The sequence below is a fragment of the Micromonospora sp. NBC_00389 genome (assembly GCF_036059255.1).
In the GTDB taxonomy this organism is placed as follows: domain Bacteria; phylum Actinomycetota; class Actinomycetes; order Mycobacteriales; family Micromonosporaceae; genus Micromonospora.
This window is the reverse complement of the sequence record NZ_CP107947.1, coordinates 1-15,054: the sequence shown is the minus strand read 5'-3', so window position 1 is coordinate 15,054 and position 15,054 is coordinate 1. Positions and strand designations below refer to the sequence as shown.

General features: G+C 64.8%; 10 protein-coding genes, 2 tRNA genes and 3 rRNA genes. 11 read left to right on the top strand and 4 right to left on the bottom strand.

Annotation, left to right across the window (positions count from 1 at the left end; translation table 11 throughout):
* Positions 1-88 precede the first annotated feature (88 nt).
* On the bottom strand, positions 89-1,306 hold the full coding sequence (locus OG470_RS00075) for a low temperature requirement protein A (RefSeq protein WP_328419494.1): 1,218 nt from the start codon (positions 1,304-1,306) through the stop codon (positions 89-91).
* 104 nt (positions 1,307-1,410) lie between these two features.
* On the opposite strand from OG470_RS00075, the gene OG470_RS00070 reads away from it, so the two are divergent.
* On the top strand, positions 1,411-1,581 hold the full coding sequence (locus tag OG470_RS00070) for a hypothetical protein (RefSeq protein ID WP_328419493.1): 171 nt from the start codon (positions 1,411-1,413) through the stop codon (positions 1,579-1,581).
* A gap of 91 nt (positions 1,582-1,672) precedes the next feature.
* Here OG470_RS00070 and OG470_RS00065 read toward each other — a convergent pair.
* Positions 1,673-1,746, bottom strand: a tRNA-Gly gene (locus OG470_RS00065).
* A gap of 286 nt (positions 1,747-2,032) precedes the next feature.
* Between OG470_RS00065 and OG470_RS00060 the strand changes: the two genes are divergently transcribed.
* From OG470_RS00060 to clpX, 5 genes are all read left to right on the top strand, one after another.
* A tRNA-Pro gene (locus OG470_RS00060) sits at positions 2,033-2,106 on the top strand.
* 147 nt (positions 2,107-2,253) lie between these two features.
* Positions 2,254-3,600, top strand: a complete 1,347-nt coding sequence (gene tig, locus OG470_RS00055; RefSeq protein WP_328419491.1) for a trigger factor — start codon at positions 2,254-2,256, stop codon at positions 3,598-3,600.
* A gap of 194 nt (positions 3,601-3,794) precedes the next feature.
* Positions 3,795-4,436 carry an ATP-dependent Clp protease proteolytic subunit gene (locus OG470_RS00050; RefSeq protein WP_328419489.1) on the top strand — a complete coding sequence of 214 codons (642 nt, stop codon included), beginning with the start codon at positions 3,795-3,797 and terminating at the stop codon, positions 4,434-4,436.
* Positions 4,437-4,446: 10 nt separating this feature from the next.
* Positions 4,447-5,109: an ATP-dependent Clp protease proteolytic subunit gene (locus tag OG470_RS00045; protein WP_130339200.1), complete on the top strand. Its 663-nt coding sequence runs from the start codon at positions 4,447-4,449 to the stop codon at positions 5,107-5,109.
* Positions 5,110-5,320: 211 nt separating this feature from the next.
* Positions 5,321-6,616, top strand: coding sequence for an ATP-dependent Clp protease ATP-binding subunit ClpX (clpX, locus tag OG470_RS00040; protein ID WP_139588132.1), 1,296 nt, complete (start codon positions 5,321-5,323; stop codon positions 6,614-6,616).
* A gap of 25 nt (positions 6,617-6,641) precedes the next feature.
* On the opposite strand, the gene OG470_RS00035 is transcribed toward clpX, so the two are convergent.
* A complete protein-coding gene (locus OG470_RS00035) occupies positions 6,642-7,268 on the bottom strand; it encodes a helix-turn-helix domain-containing protein (RefSeq protein WP_328419484.1) in 627 nt (208 codons plus the stop codon).
* 41 nt (positions 7,269-7,309) lie between these two features.
* Here OG470_RS00035 and OG470_RS00030 point away from each other — a divergent pair, with 41 nt between their 5' ends.
* A complete protein-coding gene (locus OG470_RS00030; protein WP_328419482.1) occupies positions 7,310-8,143 on the top strand; it encodes a DMT family transporter in 834 nt (277 codons plus the stop codon).
* 39 nt (positions 8,144-8,182) lie between these two features.
* On the top strand, positions 8,183-8,980 hold the full coding sequence (locus tag OG470_RS00025) for a carbon-nitrogen hydrolase family protein (protein WP_328419480.1): 798 nt from the start codon (positions 8,183-8,185) through the stop codon (positions 8,978-8,980).
* A 4-nt stretch (positions 8,981-8,984) separates the two neighbouring features.
* On the opposite strand, the gene OG470_RS00020 is transcribed toward OG470_RS00025, so the two are convergent.
* Positions 8,985-9,209: a hypothetical protein gene (locus OG470_RS00020; RefSeq protein ID WP_328419478.1), complete on the bottom strand. Its 225-nt coding sequence runs from the start codon at positions 9,207-9,209 to the stop codon at positions 8,985-8,987.
* A 632-nt stretch (positions 9,210-9,841) separates the two neighbouring features.
* Here OG470_RS00020 and OG470_RS00015 point away from each other — a divergent pair.
* The 3 genes from OG470_RS00015 to rrf all read left to right on the top strand — a co-directional run bounded on the left by OG470_RS00015 (position 9,842) and on the right by rrf (position 15,050).
* Positions 9,842-11,358 (top strand): 16S ribosomal RNA (locus OG470_RS00015).
* A 380-nt stretch (positions 11,359-11,738) separates the two neighbouring features.
* Positions 11,739-14,849 (top strand): 23S ribosomal RNA (locus OG470_RS00010).
* An 84-nt stretch (positions 14,850-14,933) separates the two neighbouring features.
* Positions 14,934-15,050: ribosomal RNA gene (rrf, locus tag OG470_RS00005) — 5S ribosomal RNA — on the top strand.
* Together the 16S, 23S and 5S rRNA genes form the textbook arrangement of a ribosomal RNA operon.
* Positions 15,051-15,054: the final 4 nt, after the last annotated feature.

Sequence of the window (15,054 nt, the reverse complement as noted above, 5' to 3'; positions counted from 1 at the left end):
GGGGTTTAGCAGCGGAAATCCTTCCGACATCCCCCAACGCTTCCCCATCGTCTGTGGACCTCTTGCGGACTGGATACGGCCGTCGCCACTAGGCGGACGGGGACGGGGCCTCCGGTGGACTGCCGGCGGCGCGTCGAGCGTCCGCGACGGCGACCCCGAGCAGCACGACGGCAGCGGCGATGGCGGCCAGCAGCGGCGGGCCGAAGAACAGCGGCGGCGCCAGCAGAGCCAGAGCGGCGATGCCGACGAGCCGGCGCACGGCGAGCCGGTTGAAGACGACCCGTTCCAGCCGACTGCGGCCGAACAGGAAGAGCGCCGGCCCGCCGAGGATGACCGCGAGCCAGGCCGGCGCGGAGGGCCCCTGGGGGTGCGCCAGCACGATTTCCGAGCCAGCCGCAGTGGCGGTGATGCCGAGCACCATGAGCACATGGGCCACGCCGACGATACCGCCGGCAACTGCTCGGTTCGACGACATCTCGACGGCCTCGGCCAGCACCTGGCCAGCGCGATAGAAGTAGATCCGCCACATCAGCACGGACGACAGGAACGTGATCACCAGGGCCGCCTTTGCGGCGAGCGTGGTGGGGTGATTGGCGTAGGCGAGGCCTATGGCCAGCACCGTCTCGCCGAGCGCGATCAGCAACAGTTGCTGGTAGCGCTCGGGGAGGTATCGGCTGCTGGCCATCGCCCACGCGCTGCTCGGTGGTCGGCCCATGCCGGGCACCGGCCATCTGAACCGCGCCACGACCATGTCCACGGTGATGGCGATCAACCACAGGGCGATCCGGTGGTTTCCGCGCATCGCCGCCCCGGCGAGCCAGATCACGCCGGAGACGCTGGCCCAGATGGCCAGACGGGTGTAGAGCGCCCGTACCTCCTTGTGCTCCCGCAACAACGGCCGGAGCAGCAAGGGGCGTCCGATGTGCAGCAACACGTACACAACGGCGAAGGCGGCGCCGCGTTGCTCGAACTCGTACAGGGACGTCGCCATGATCAGCAGGCCGAACGCGCTGACCAGGACCAGCAGTTGAATCCAGCGGTTGCGGTAGTCGAACCGGCTCGTGACGTACGCGGTGGTCGTCCACAGCCAGAGCAGCGGCAGGCCCAGAACGACGAGGTCCAACAGCGCCAGCCAGCGCATGCCAGCGCTGTCGGAGAGAAGTTCCGGCACCATCCGGCCTACGACCCCGACCAGGGCGAAGACCAACACCAGGTCGAAGAACAGCTCCAGGAAGCTGGCCTGCTGGGCGTCCTCCTCGCCGCGCAGGATGTCCCCGGTCTGCGCCGGCTCCGATGGACGCCCCATCCGCCCATGGTTGCGGGACGTCGCGTTGCGCGCACCGGTTTCGCTGTTTCATCGATCGGCGGCGAAGGGGGGCGCCGCGGCGTTCCGGCACCTTCGCTCGGGCGGTGAAGTGGACCAGAACAGTCGCCTCGCTGGGCCTGGCCGGCTTCCACTTCCACGACCTGCGCCACACCGGACACCCTCGCCGCAGCCAGCACGCCACCAGCGAGCGTGGTCGCGAGATCGTCCAGGCGATGGACCGCCGCACCACCGGAAATGGCCGACGCCGACCGTGAATGGAACGCGGATGGCACGCAGGATCCAGAGTGGGGGAGAAGCGAAAGGCCCAGGTGCCGCGATCATGCGGTCGACCTGGGCCTTTGTCGATGGAGCGGGCGACGGGAATCGAACCCGCACCGTCAGTTTGGAAGACTGAAGCTCTGCCATTGAGCTACGCCCGCGTGCATCCCACCGGAACGGGATGCGCCGACAGCGTACCCAATGCCCCTGCCGACCGCGCAGCCACGCCACCGCCCTGCGCCACCGCGTCGCCCTGTGCCGCGTCGCGATGCGCCCAAGATCCACACAACTTCAGGGATGTAGTGGTCTCCGCGCGCCGGGAGGCCACACTTTCCCCGAAGTTGTGTGGATCTTGCCCGCCGCCCGCGGCTTTCGGGGGATTGTGTCCGGGTGGGGGCGGCCCCGGCACGTCCCGGGAGCGGCGACGGCATAGACTGCACGTCGCCACGGGGTGTGGCGCAGCTTGGTAGCGCACTCGCTTTGGGAGCGAGGGGCCGTGGGTTCAAATCCCGCCACCCCGACTGTCGTCCGCGGCCGGGCAGCCCCGGGTGCCGCCCGAGTTTTCCGTGCGGTCCCCGGGCGATGCCGGAGCGTCAGGCCGGCTCACCTACACTCGATGGGCTGAATCCACGCCCACACTCAACTGAGATCCGTCAAGGAGTACGCCTGTGAAGAGCACCGTCGAGACTCTGAGCCCGACGCGCGTGCGGCTCGCCATCGAGGTGCCGTTCGTCGAGCTCGAGCCGAGCCTCAAGAAGGCGTACCGGGAGATCGGTTCGCAGGTCCAGGTCCCGGGCTTCCGCCGGGGCAAGGTGCCGACCGCGGTGATCGACCAGCGGGTGGGCCGGGGCACCGTCCTCAACGAGGCGGTCCAGGACGCCATCCCGGAGAACATCCTCGCCGCGGTACGCGAGCACGACCTCAAGACGCTGGGGCGTCCCGAGGTCGAGATCACCGAGTTCAACGACGGTGACTCGCTGAACTTCACCGCCGAGGTGGACGTCCGACCGGAGATCACCCTCCCCGACGCCACGACCATCGAGGTGACCGTCGACGAGCTGCAGATCGACGAGAGCGAGATCGACGAGCAGGTGAAGAACCTGCGTGAGCGGTTCGCCACCCTCAAGACCGTCGAGCGCGCCGCCGCCGAGGGCGACTTCGTCCAGATCGACCTGAACGCCACCGTCGACGGCGAGGACGTGCCGGGCGGCCAGGCGAGCAACATCTCCCACGAGGTGGGCAGCAAGCAGCTCCTGCCGGGCCTCGACGAGGCCGCGGTCGGTCTCGCCGCCGGTGACAGCACCACCTTCACCACGCAGCTGGTCGGCGGCGACTTCGCCGGCCGGGACGCCGAGGTGGCGGTGACCGTGCGCACGGTCAAGGAGAAGGAGCTGCCGGAGCTGAACGACGAGTTCGCCCAGATGGCGAGCGAGTTCGACACGATCGAGGAGCTGCGCGGCGACCTGCGGGCGCGGGTCACCCAGGGCAAGCAGGTCGAGCAGATCTACGCGGCTCGGGACAAGGCCCTGGCGGAGCTGGTCGAGGCCGCCGAGGTGCCGGCGCCGGAGGGTGTCATCCGCGAGGAGGTGGCCAGCCGCAAGCAGGCCATGATCGATCAGCTGGAGCGGATCGGCGCCTCGATGGAGGAGTACCTCGCCGCCGAGGAGAAGACCGAGGAGCAGATCGACGCCGAGCTGACCGAGGCGGCGACCGAGGGCGTCAAGGTGCAGCTTCTGCTGGACACCCTGGCCGACGCCGAGGACGTGCAGGTCTCCGACGACGAGTTCGGCCACGAGATCGTGCACCGGGCGCAGCGCGCCGGGATGGCCCCGCAGCAGTACTACGACCAGCTCATGCGCTCCGGGGCGGCTGCCGCGGTCTTCGGTGACGTGCGGCGGGGCAAGGCGCTCGCGGCAGTCATGGAGCGGATCAAGATCAAGGACTCGGCCGGCAACGAGGTCACCCTTGACGCGCTGCGTGCGGCCAACGAGGCGGAGCACAACCACGAGCACTGATCGTCGGGTGCGGCCGCCGTCCGCCGCTGTGCGGTGGACGGCGGCCAAATCCTTTTCCGGGTACGCCCGGAAGCCCGCGCCGCGGGTACGCCCGACACAGCTGCGCTGAGAGCGAACAGTGCCCCGACCGGGACTCTGCCGCCCCGCACAGCGGTTAGTGTCGGGAAAGACGGTACGGAGAGCGAAGGGCTGCCATGACCGACATGCACATCCCAGCGAAGCCGCTCCGGGCGATTGATGCCCGAGGTGGCGACACCATTGGCAACCTCGACGACTCGGTCTACAACCGGTTGCTCAAGGAGCGCATCATCTTCCTGGGCAGCGAGGTGACCGACCAGGTCGCCAACCGCATCTGCGCGCAGCTGCTGCTGCTCGCCGCGGAGGACCCGGACCGCGACATCAATCTGTGGATCAACTCGCCGGGTGGCTCGGTCTACTCCGGCATGGCGATCTACGACACCATGCAGTTCATCGACAACGACGTGTCGACCGTGGCGATGGGCATGGCGGCCTCGATGGGCCAGCTGCTGCTCTGCGCGGGCACCAAGGGCAAGCGGTACGCCCTGCCGCACGCCCGGATCATGATGCACCAGCCGTCCGGTGGTCTGGGCGGCACGGCGTCCGACATCGCCATCCAGGCGGAGCAGATGCTCTACACGAAGCGGATGTTCCAGGAGCGGGTCGCACACCACACCGGCCAGAGCCAGGGGCAGATCGAGGCGGACTCGGACCGGGACCGTTGGTTCACCGCCCAGGAGGCCATGGACTACGGCTTCATCGACAAGGTGATCATCGGGGCCGCTCAGGTTCCGGATGGCGCCGGGACCCTGAGCTGAGGAGCTGACGATGACCGATCTGAGCTTGCCGCCCCAGTTCGCGGCCGTGCACAACCGTTACGTGCTGCCGTCGTTCGTCGAGCGCACGTCGTACGGGGTCAAGGAGTCGAACCCGTACAACAAGCTCTTCGAGGACCGGATCATCTTCCTCGGCGTCCAGGTGGACGACGCGTCGGCCAACGACGTGATGGCCCAGCTGCTGACGCTCGAGGGCACCGACCCGGACCGCGACATCATCATGTACATCAACTCGCCGGGTGGCTCGTTCACCGCGATGACGGCGATCTACGACACCATGCAGTACGTCCGCCCGGACATCCAGACGGTCTGCCTCGGGCAGGCCGCCAGCGCGGCAGCGGTGCTGCTGTCGGCCGGCACGCCGGGTAAGCGGATGGCTCTTCCGAACTCGCGGATCATCATCCACCAGCCGGCCACCGAGGGCGGCTACGGGCAGGGCTCGGACATCGAGATCCAGGCTCGGGAGATCCTCCGGATGCGTACGCAGCTGGAGGACATGCTCTCTCGGCACTGCAACCGGCCGATCGAGCAGGTTCGCAAGGACATCGACCGTGACAAGATCATGACGGCCGAGGAGTCCAAGGAGTACGGGTTGGTCGACACGATCCTGACCAGCCGCAAGAAGGGCCTGCTGGCAGCCAACGCCGCCAGCTGAGCAGCACCGGGTCAGAGGTTGGCCGGGGCATCGGTTCCCGGCCGACCTCTGACACACCCGTTTTGGGGGTCGGAGAATGCCCCGCCAGCGGGTAACGTCGGGTCCGTACCGCTTCGCCGGTTGGGCCGGCGGGGGTGAACGGAGCGGGACGGCGCGCAGCGTCCGCAGGTCAGGGCCGGGTCTCCGGCCGATGAGTGCAGGGAGAACGTAGGTGGCACGGATCGGTGACGGCGGCGACCTACTGAAATGCTCCTTCTGCGGCAAGTCGCAGAAGCAGGTGAAGAAGCTCATCGCGGGCCCTGGGGTCTACATCTGCGACGAGTGCATCGATCTCTGCAACGAGATCATCGAAGAGGAGTTGGCCGAGTCCGGCGAGGTGAAGTGGGAAGAGCTTCCCAAGCCGATGGAGATCTGCCAGTTCCTCGACAACTACGTCGTCGGGCAGGATCAGGCCAAGAAGGCGCTCGCCGTCGCGGTCTACAACCACTACAAGCGGATCCAGGCCGAGGCGGCCGGCGCGCCGGGCTCCGGCAGCGACGCCGTCGAGCTGGCCAAGTCCAACATCCTGCTGCTCGGCCCGACCGGGTGTGGCAAGACCCACCTGGCGCAGACGCTGGCCCGGATGTTGAACGTCCCGTTCGCCATCGCCGATGCCACCGCGCTGACCGAGGCGGGTTACGTCGGCGAGGATGTGGAGAACATCCTCCTCAAGCTGATCCAGGCCGCCGACTACGACATCAAGCGCGCCGAGACCGGCATCATCTACATCGACGAGGTCGACAAGATCGCCCGCAAGTCGGAGAATCCGTCGATCACGCGGGACGTCTCCGGCGAGGGCGTGCAGCAGGCCCTGCTCAAGATGCTCGAAGGCACGGTGGCCAACGTGCCGCCGCAGGGCGGTCGCAAGCACCCGCACCAGGAGTTCATCCAGATCGACACCACCAACGTGCTGTTCATCTGCGGTGGTGCCTTCGCGGGGCTGGATCAGATCATCGAGTCCCGCACCGGGCAGGGCGGCACCGGCTTCGGTGCCCGGCTCCGGTCGGTCTCCGACCGGTCGACCGATGACATCTTCAGCCAGGTCATGCCGGAGGACATGCTCAAGTTCGGGCTGATCCCCGAGTTCGTCGGCCGGCTGCCGGTGATCACCAACGTGCGCAGCCTGGATCGCAGCGCTCTCGTACGGATCCTCACCGAGCCGCGCAACGCCCTGGTCCGGCAGTACCAGCGCCTCTTCGAGTTGGACGGCGTCGAGCTGGAGTTCGACGAGCCGGCGCTGGAGGCCATCGCCGACCAGGCCATGTTGCGGGGCACCGGTGCCCGTGGCCTCCGGGCCATCATCGAGGAGGTTCTGCTCTCTGCGATGTTCGAGGTGCCGAGCAACCCCGACGCCGCTCGGGTGCTGATCACCCGCGAGGTGGTCCTGGAGAACGTCAACCCGACCATCGTGCCGCGCGAGTTCACCGGCCGTCGGGCCCGGCGGGACCGCGAGGAGAAGTCGGCCTGATCGTTCTCGCGTCGCGCCGGCCCGTTCAGTCCTGACGCGGCCGGCGCGAACGGGTTCGTCGATCCCATTCGCCCGACGGGGTGACCGTCACCATCATCAGCCGTGCCGGTACGTTGGCGTCGTTGCGGTAGCCGTGCTCCCGGTCGGCGTGAAACTCGATGGTCTCGCCGGCCCGGACGGGGTGGTCCTGCCCGTCGACCCGGACGACCACCGCGCCGGTCAGCACGTGCAGCACCTCCCGGGTGCCGCGCGGGTGGTCGGGGGAGCGGTGCGCCTCCCCAGCCTCCATCCGCCAGTCCCAGAGCTCGACCAGATCCGGCTCGCCCAGCCCGCTCAGCAGGTGGCCCGTGCCGCCGTGCTCGCCCTGCCAGAGCACCGGCGCCTCGGCGGCCGAGGTGATCTTCACGGTCCGTTCCTCGGCGGGCTCCAGCAGTCGGGCGATGTTGACGCCGAACGCGTCGGCGACCCGGCACAGTGTGCCGACGCTCGGGTTCGTGCGTGCGCTCTCGATCTGCACGAGCATGCCCTTGCTCACCCCGGACCGGCCGGCCAACTCGTCGAAGGACCAGCCCCGGGCGGCGCGTAGCTCGCGTACCTGCTGGGCCACCGCGGCGGTGACCGCGCCCACCCGGCCGGTTCCGGTCTCGGTCATTAAACTATCCCTCACGGTCACTATTGTGATACGAACACTCTATGCTCCCCATTGTCCTTGCCGCAGTGTCCGCAGTCGCGTTCGGCACCGCCGACTTCTCCGGTGGGAAGGCGTCCCGCCGCGCGGACCCGATCGCCGTGACCGTGATCTCCCAGCTGCTGAGCGTCCCGCTGCTGGTCGTCCTGGTGCTGGTGGTGCCCGGCACCCCGACCGTCGGGGACATCGCCTGGGGGCTGCTCGCCGGGGTGGCCGGCGCGGCCGGGGTCATCCTGCTCTACCGGGCGCTCGCCGGCGGGATGATGGCCGTGGTGGCGCCGGTCACCGCGATCACCGCCGCCGTGGTGCCGATCATCGCCGGCCTGTTCACCGCGACCTTCCCCGGCGCAGCGGCACTCACCGGGGCGGGCCTTGCCGTGCTGGCGATCGCACTGGTGAGCCTGGGAGACGGTGGTAGCCGGCGGTCCGTCCCGGCGCGGCTGGTGGGGTTGTCCCTCGCCGCCGGCGCACTCTTCGGCGTCTTCTTCACGCTGCTCGGCCAGGCCGATGAGGGCGCCGGCATGTGGCCGGTGGCGGCGGTGCGGGCCAGCTCGATCGCGTTCGGTCTCGCGCTCGCCGTCGGGACCGGCGTGCGGCTCCGGCTCGGACGGCGGGTGCTGGGCTGGGCGGCAGTCGCCGGCCTGCTCGACAGCGCTGCCAACGCGCTCTTCCTCGCCGCCGCCGCCCGTGGCCACCTGAGCATCGTCGCGGCGATCACCGCACTCTACCCGGCCAGTACCGTGCTGCTCGCGCTCGCCGTCGACCGAGAGCGGTTGCGCCCGATCCAGGTCGCCGGCCTCGGCTTCGCCGCCGGGGCTCTGGTGCTGGCCAGCATCTGAAGCTGTCGGCGCCGGCTCTTCCGGCCGTACTCTGGGCCCATGCGCGTCGCCGTCTGCCAGCTGAACGCCCGGGAAGACCGCAAGGCCAACCTGGCCGCCGCGGAGGCCCTGCTGGAACGCGCCGCCGCCGGCGGCGCGGACCTCGCCGTCCTGCCGGAGTACGTCGACTACCTCGGCCCCGCCGCCGGGTTGCCCGAGCCGGAGCCGGTGGACGGCGAGGTGGGCAGCTTCTTCGCCGGGATCGCCCGGCGACTCGGCATCTGGCTGGTGGCCGGGTCGTTCCACGAGGCCGGCCCGGACCCGGAGCACACCTGGAACACCTCGCTGGTCTTCGACCGGTCCGGCAGTCTCGCCGCGAGCTATCGCAAGATCCACCTGTACGACGTGGAGATTCCCGGCCGGGTCTCATACCTGGAGTCGGCGAGCGTCGCTGCTGGTGTCCAGCCCGTGGTGGTCGACGTCGAGGGCCTCCGGGTCGGCCTGTCGATCTGTTACGACCTGCGCTTCCCGGAGCTGTACCGGCGACTCGCCACCGAGGGGGGCGCCCAGTTGTTGGTGGTCCCGGCGGCGTTCATGCTCCACACCGGGCTGGACCACTGGGAGGTCCTGCTGCGGGCTCGGGCGATCGAGAACCAGTGCTTTGTGGCGGCCGCTGGCCAGACCGGCGACCACGAGCCCGGCCGCACCTGCTTCGGGCGCAGCATGGTGGTCGACCCGTGGGGGACGGTCCTCACCCAGTTGCCGGACGGCCCGGGGGTGTCTGTCGTCGACCTGGACCTCGACCGGCTCGCCGCGATTCGTGCCGAGCTGCCCAGCCTGGCCAACCGCCGGCTCTGAGCCTTCAGCCCTCCAGCAGGACGCCGATCGTCGCCAAACCGGCGATGGCCGCGGCGGTGACCAGCAGGGCGGTGCTCATCCGGGACCGACCCCGCCGCGCCAACCGCCCCACCGAGAGCACCAGCACGACCAGCACTACCGCGCCGATCACCAACTGCCAGAACGGCAGGAGGAGGCCCAGCAGCGCCTCCTCGGCGAACACCGTGGCGCCGAGCCCGGACTCATCCATGCCTGACACTCTGGCACGCCGACGCGCCCCGCGTCCCCGGCTGCGTGGGACATCGCAGCGCCCTCGTGACCCGAACCAGTGATGAATCCTGATTTGCCTTCTCGGGGCCGTCCGCGTAACTTTCTCTCTGCACGGGGGAGGCCGGACAAACCGGCCGAGACCAGGCACCAGGCTCGTGGCGGGAACGCCGAGCGAGACTGAGGATCGGGCGGTGCGGAACACTCCGGAAACGGGGTTGCGAACGCGAAGCCGACCGGGTAGAGTACTGAAGCCGGCAGGAGCCGGGCGGAGAGCCATGAAGTGGCGATCGGCCGGTCTGCGGCTTCCCACGACAGTAACGACCGCCGGGTACGGCGTGCGTCATCGTGGGTCCGGACGAATCACATTGATCGCCTCGAACATGAGGTTGACAATGAAAATTCGACCAAGTAGGTTTGAGCGGTTGCCCCGAAACGGGGTTCCACTGAGTGGGGCTTCTGGTCGGTGTGTGGTTGTTCTTTGAGAACTCAACAGGGTGCTTGAAAAGCCAGTGCCAATTATGATTTATACCCCGGACTGGTGATCCTTTTGGATTGCTGGTTGGGATTCCTTTGGCAACATTGTTTGTTGTCAGGATGCTGTTCGACAAGTTTTTGTTGGAGAGTTTGATCCTGGCTCAGGACGAACGCTGGCGGCGTGCTTAACACATGCAAGTCGAGCGGAAAGGCCCTTCGGGGTACTCGAGCGGCGAACGGGTGAGTAACACGTGAGCAACCTGCCCCAGGCTTTGGGATAACCCTCGGAAACGGGGGCTAATACCGAATATGACTTGGCCTCGCATGAGGTTGGGTGGAAAGTTTTTCGGCTTGGGATGGGCTCGCGGCCTATCAGCTTGTTGGTGGGGTAATGGCCTACCAAGGCGACGACGGGTAGCCGGCCTGAGAGGGCGACCGGCCACACTGGGACTGAGACACGGCCCAGACTCCTACGGGAGGCAGCAGTGGGGAATATTGCACAATGGGCGGAAGCCTGATGCAGCGACGCCGCGTGAGGGATGACGGCCTTCGGGTTGTAAACCTCTTTCAGCAGGGACGAAGCGAGAGTGACGGTACCTGCAGAAGAAGCACCGGCCAACTACGTGCCAGCAGCCGCGGTAAGACGTAGGGTGCGAGCGTTGTCCGGATTTATTGGGCGTAAAGAGCTCGTAGGCGGCTTGTCGCGTCGACCGTGAAAACTTGGGGCTCAACCCCAAGCCTGCGGTCGATACGGGCAGGCTAGAGTTCGGTAGGGGAGACTGGAATTCCTGGTGTAGCGGTGAAATGCGCAGATATCAGGAGGAACACCGGTGGCGAAGGCGGGTCTCTGGGCCGATACTGACGCTGAGGAGCGAAAGCGTGGGGAGCGAACAGGATTAGATACCCTGGTAGTCCACGCTGTAAACGTTGGGCGCTAGGTGTGGGGGGCCTCTCCGGTTCCCTGTGCCGCAGCTAACGCATTAAGCGCCCCGCCTGGGGAGTACGGCCGCAAGGCTAAAACTCAAAGGAATTGACGGGGGCCCGCACAAGCGGCGGAGCATGCGGATTAATTCGATGCAACGCGAAGAACCTTACCTGGGTTTGACATGGCCGCAAAACTCGCAGAGATGTGAGGTCCTTCGGGGGCGGTCACAGGTGGTGCATGGCTGTCGTCAGCTCGTGTCGTGAGATGTTGGGTTAAGTCCCGCAACGAGCGCAACCCTCGTTCGATGTTGCCAGCGCGTTATGGCGGGGACTCATCGAAGACTGCCGGGGTCAACTCGGAGGAAGGTGGGGATGACGTCAAGTCATCATGCCCCTTATGTCCAGGGCTTCACGCATGCTACAATGGCCGGTACAATGGGCTGCGATACCGTGAGGTGGAGCGAATCCCAAAAAGCCGGTCTCAGTTCGGATCGGGGTCTGCAACTCGACCCCGTGAAGTCGGAGTCGCTAGTAATCGCAGATCAGCAACGCTGCGGTGAATACGTTCCCGGGCCTTGTACACACCGCCCGTCACGTCACGAAAGTCGGCAACACCCGAAGCCGGTGGCCCAACCCCTTGTGGGAGGGAGCTGTCGAAGGTGGGGCTGGCGATTGGGACGAAGTCGTAACAAGGTAGCCGTACCGGAAGGTGCGGCTGGATCACCTCCTTTCTAAGGAGCACCTTCACCTGAAAGGGTGCAAGGAGCCCGCGGCCCGCGTATGTCGGGTCGGGGTGCTCAGATGGCGGAGACACTGGCGAGTTTTCCTCTGGCAACGGCCGGAACAACCTAGTACAGCCACCTTTTCGGGGGTGGTGGGAACGGATTGTGCTGGTGCGGCTGGAGAAGAATGCAGAGCACCCTGTTGGGTCCTGAAAGAACAACCATTGGTTGTTGTTTCAGAGACTGGTCCGGAGCTGTGTGCTTCGGGAGTCTGCCAGGCATGGCCTGGCTCCATATACCGTCGGCGGATCGCCGGGTTTGGTGTGGGGCTAAAGGGTTGTGGGTTGGTCGTTTGTTGAGAATTGCACAGTGGACGCGAGCATCTTTGTGGTCAAGTTGTCAAGGGCGAACGGTGAATGCCTTGGCACCAGGAGCCGATGAAGGACGTGGGAGGCCGCGATAGGCCTGGGGGAGCTGTCAACCAAGCTGTGATCCCAGGGTGTCCGAATGGGGAAACCTGGCTGGAGTCATGTCCAGTCACCCACACCTGAACACATAGGGTGTGTGGAGGGAACGCGGGGAAGTGAAACATCTCAGTACCCGTAGGAAGAGAAAACAATTTAGTGATTCCGTGAGTAGTGGCGAGCGAAAGCGGATCGAGGCTAAACCGGCTGCGTGTGATACCTGTCAGGGGTTGCGTGGTTGGGGTTGTGGGACCCTGCTGAACAAGCTGACACTTGTTCGAGAAGTTACAAAGTCAGTGGCTAGTCGAACAGTCTGGAATGGCTGACCGTAGACGGTGAAAGTCCGGTAGGTGAAAGTTGCTGACCTTCTGTGGGTGTTCCCGAGTAGCGGCGGACCCCTGAAATCTGCCGTGAATCTGCCAGGACCACCTGGTAAGCCTAAATACTTCCTGGTGACCGATAGCGGACAAGTACCGTGAGGGAATGGTGAAAAGTACCCCGGGAGGGGAGTGAAATAGTACCTGAAACCGTTCGCCTACAATCCGTCGGAGCCTTGCGGGGTGACGGCGTGCCTTTTGAAGAATGAGCCTGCGAGTTAGTGGCATGTGGCGAGGTTAACCCGTGAGGGGGAGCCGTAGCGAAAGCGAGTCTGAATAGGGCGATTCAGTCGCGTGTCCTAGACCCGAAGCGGAGTGATCTAGCCATGGGCAGGCTGAAGCGCGGGTAAGACCGCGTGGAGGGCCGAACCCACCAACGTTGAAAAGTTGGGGGATGACCTGTGGTTAGGGGTGAAAGGCCAATCAAACTCCGTGATAGCTGGTTCTCCCCGAAATGCATTTAGGTGCAGCGTCGCGTGTTTCTTGCCGGAGGTAGAGCACTGGATGGTCTAGGGGGCCCACAAGCTTACCGAAATCAGCCAAACTCCGAATGCCGGTAAGTGAGAGCGCGGCAGTGAGACTGCGGGGGATAAGCTTCGTAGTCGAGAGGGAAACAGCCCAGATCACCAGCTAAGGCCCCTAAGCGTGTGCTAAGTGGAAAAGGATGTGGGGTCGCATAGACAACCAGGAGGTTGGCTTAGAAGCAGCCACCCTTTAAAGAGTGCGTAATAGCTCACTGGTCAAGTGGTTCCGCGCCGACAATGTAGCGGGGCTCAAGCACACCGCCGAAGCTGTGGCATTCACATTTTAACCTCGCTTGGACTTGATTCCTTGTGCAGGTGTGTGGATGGGTAGGGGAGCGTCGTGCCGCGAGTGAAGCAGCGGGGTGACCCAGTTGTGGACGCGGCACGAGTGAGAATGCAGGCATGAGTAGCGAAAGAAGGGTGAGAAACCCTTCCGCCGGATGACCAAGGGTTCCAGGGCCAGGCTAATCCGCCCTGGGTGAGTCGGGACCTAAGGCGAGGCCGAGAGGCGTAGTCGATGGACAACGGGTTGATATTCCCGTACCCGCGAAAGAGCGTCCCTGATGAACCTCGTTGTGCTAACCACCCAAACCGGCTGCGACCTTCGGGTCAAGGTTGGTGAGCGTGGGAACCTGACGGGTAGTAGTCAAGCGATGGGGTGACGCAGGAAGGTAGCTGAGCCCGGCCGGTGGTTGTGCCGGGGTAAGCGTGTAGGCCGTGTTGTAGGCAAATCCGCAACACATTAGGGCTGAGACGTGATGCCGAGCCGATTCAGGTGAAGTCAGTGATCCTATGCTGCCGAGAAAAGCCTCTAGCGAGTTCTTAGCGGCCCGTACCCCAAACCGACACAGGTGGTCAGGTAGAGAATACCGAGGCGATCGGGCGAACTGTGGTTAAGGAACTCGGCAAATTGCCCCCGTAACTTAGGGAGAAGGGGGGCCGGAGACGTGAAGCCCCACGCGGGTGGAGCGTTGTATGGCCGCAGAGAGCAGGGGGAAGCGACTGTTTACTAAAAACACAGGTCCATGCGAAGAAGTAATTCGATGTATATGGACTGACGCCTGCCCGGTGCTGGAACGTTAAGGGGACCTGTTAGCTCTTCGGGGCGAAGCGGAGAACTTAAGCGCCAGTAAACGGCGGTGGTAACTATAACCATCCTAAGGTAGCGAAATTCCTTGTCGGGTAAGTTCCGACCTGCACGAATGGCGTAACGACTTCCCCACTGTCTCAACCACAGGCCCGGCGAAATTGCAGTACGAGTAAAGATGCTCGTTACGCGCGGCAGGACGGAAAGACCCCGGGACCTTTACTATAGCTTGACATTGGTACTCGAATTAGCTTGTGTAGGATAGGTGGGAGCCGGTGAAACCTATACGCCAGTATGGGTGGAGGCAATCTTGAAATACCACTCTGGTTGATTTGGGTATCTAACTTCGGACCGTTATCCGGTTCAGGGACAGTGTCTGGTGGGTAGTTTAACTGGGGCGGTTGCCTCCTAAAAGGTAACGGAGGCGCCCAAAGGTTCCCTCATCCTGGTTGGCAATCAGGTGTTGAGTGCAAGTACACAAGGGAGCTTGACTGTGAGACTGACAGGTCGAGCAGGGACGAAAGTCGGGACTAGTGATCCGGCACTTGCGAGTGGAAGCGGTGTCGCTCAACGGATAAAAGGTACCCCGGGGATAACAGGCTGATCTTCCCCAAGAGTCCATATCGACGGGATGGTTTGGCACCTCGATGTCGGCTCGTCGCATCCTGGGGCTGTAGCAGGTCCCAAGGGTTGGGCTGTTCGCCCATTAAAGCGGTACGCGAGCTGGGTTTAGAACGTCGTGAGACAGTTCGGTCCCTATCCGCCGTGCGCGTAGGATACTTGAGAAGGGCTGTCCCTAGTACGAGAGGACCGGGACGGACGAACCTCTGGTGTGCCAGTTGTCCTGCCAAGGGCACGGCTGGTTAGCTACGTTCGGAAGGGATAACCGCTGAAAGCATCTAAGCGGGAAGCCTGCTTCAAGATGAGGTATCCCACCCCACTTTGTGGGGGTAAGGCCCCCAGCTAGACGACTGGGTTGATAGGCCGGAAATGTAAGCCCGGTAACGGGTTCAGTTGACCGGTACTAATAGGCCGAGGACTTGACTACTAAGCTGCTACGCGTCCACTGTGCAACTCTCGATAAACGAACAACAGACCACATGTGTGGTGTTGTTTGACATGTCGATAGAGTTACGGCGGTCATGGCGGAGGGGAAACGCCCGGTCACATTCCGAACCCGGAAGCTAAGCCCTCCAGCGCCGATGGTACTGCACTCGTGAGGGTGTGGGAGAGTAGGACACCGCCGGACAATC

Bases quoted from the DNA above. Each gene is read 5' to 3' on its own strand.
- OG470_RS00075 (WP_328419494.1), bottom strand. From the start codon at position 1,306: ATGGGGCGTCCATCGGAGCCGGCGCAGACCGGGGACATCCTGCGCGGC.
- OG470_RS00025 (WP_328419480.1), top strand. From the start codon at position 8,183: ATGCGCGTCGCCGTCTGCCAGCTGAACGCCCGGGAAGACCGCAAGGCC.
- OG470_RS00050 (WP_328419489.1), top strand. From the start codon at position 3,795: ATGACCGACATGCACATCCCAGCGAAGCCGCTCCGGGCGATTGATGCC.
- OG470_RS00020 (WP_328419478.1), bottom strand. From the start codon at position 9,209: ATGGATGAGTCCGGGCTCGGCGCCACGGTGTTCGCCGAGGAGGCGCTG.
- OG470_RS00045 (WP_130339200.1), top strand. From the start codon at position 4,447: ATGACCGATCTGAGCTTGCCGCCCCAGTTCGCGGCCGTGCACAACCGT.
- OG470_RS00035 (WP_328419484.1), bottom strand. From the start codon at position 7,268: ATGACCGAGACCGGAACCGGCCGGGTGGGCGCGGTCACCGCCGCGGTG.
- OG470_RS00030 (WP_328419482.1), top strand. From the start codon at position 7,310: ATGCTCCCCATTGTCCTTGCCGCAGTGTCCGCAGTCGCGTTCGGCACC.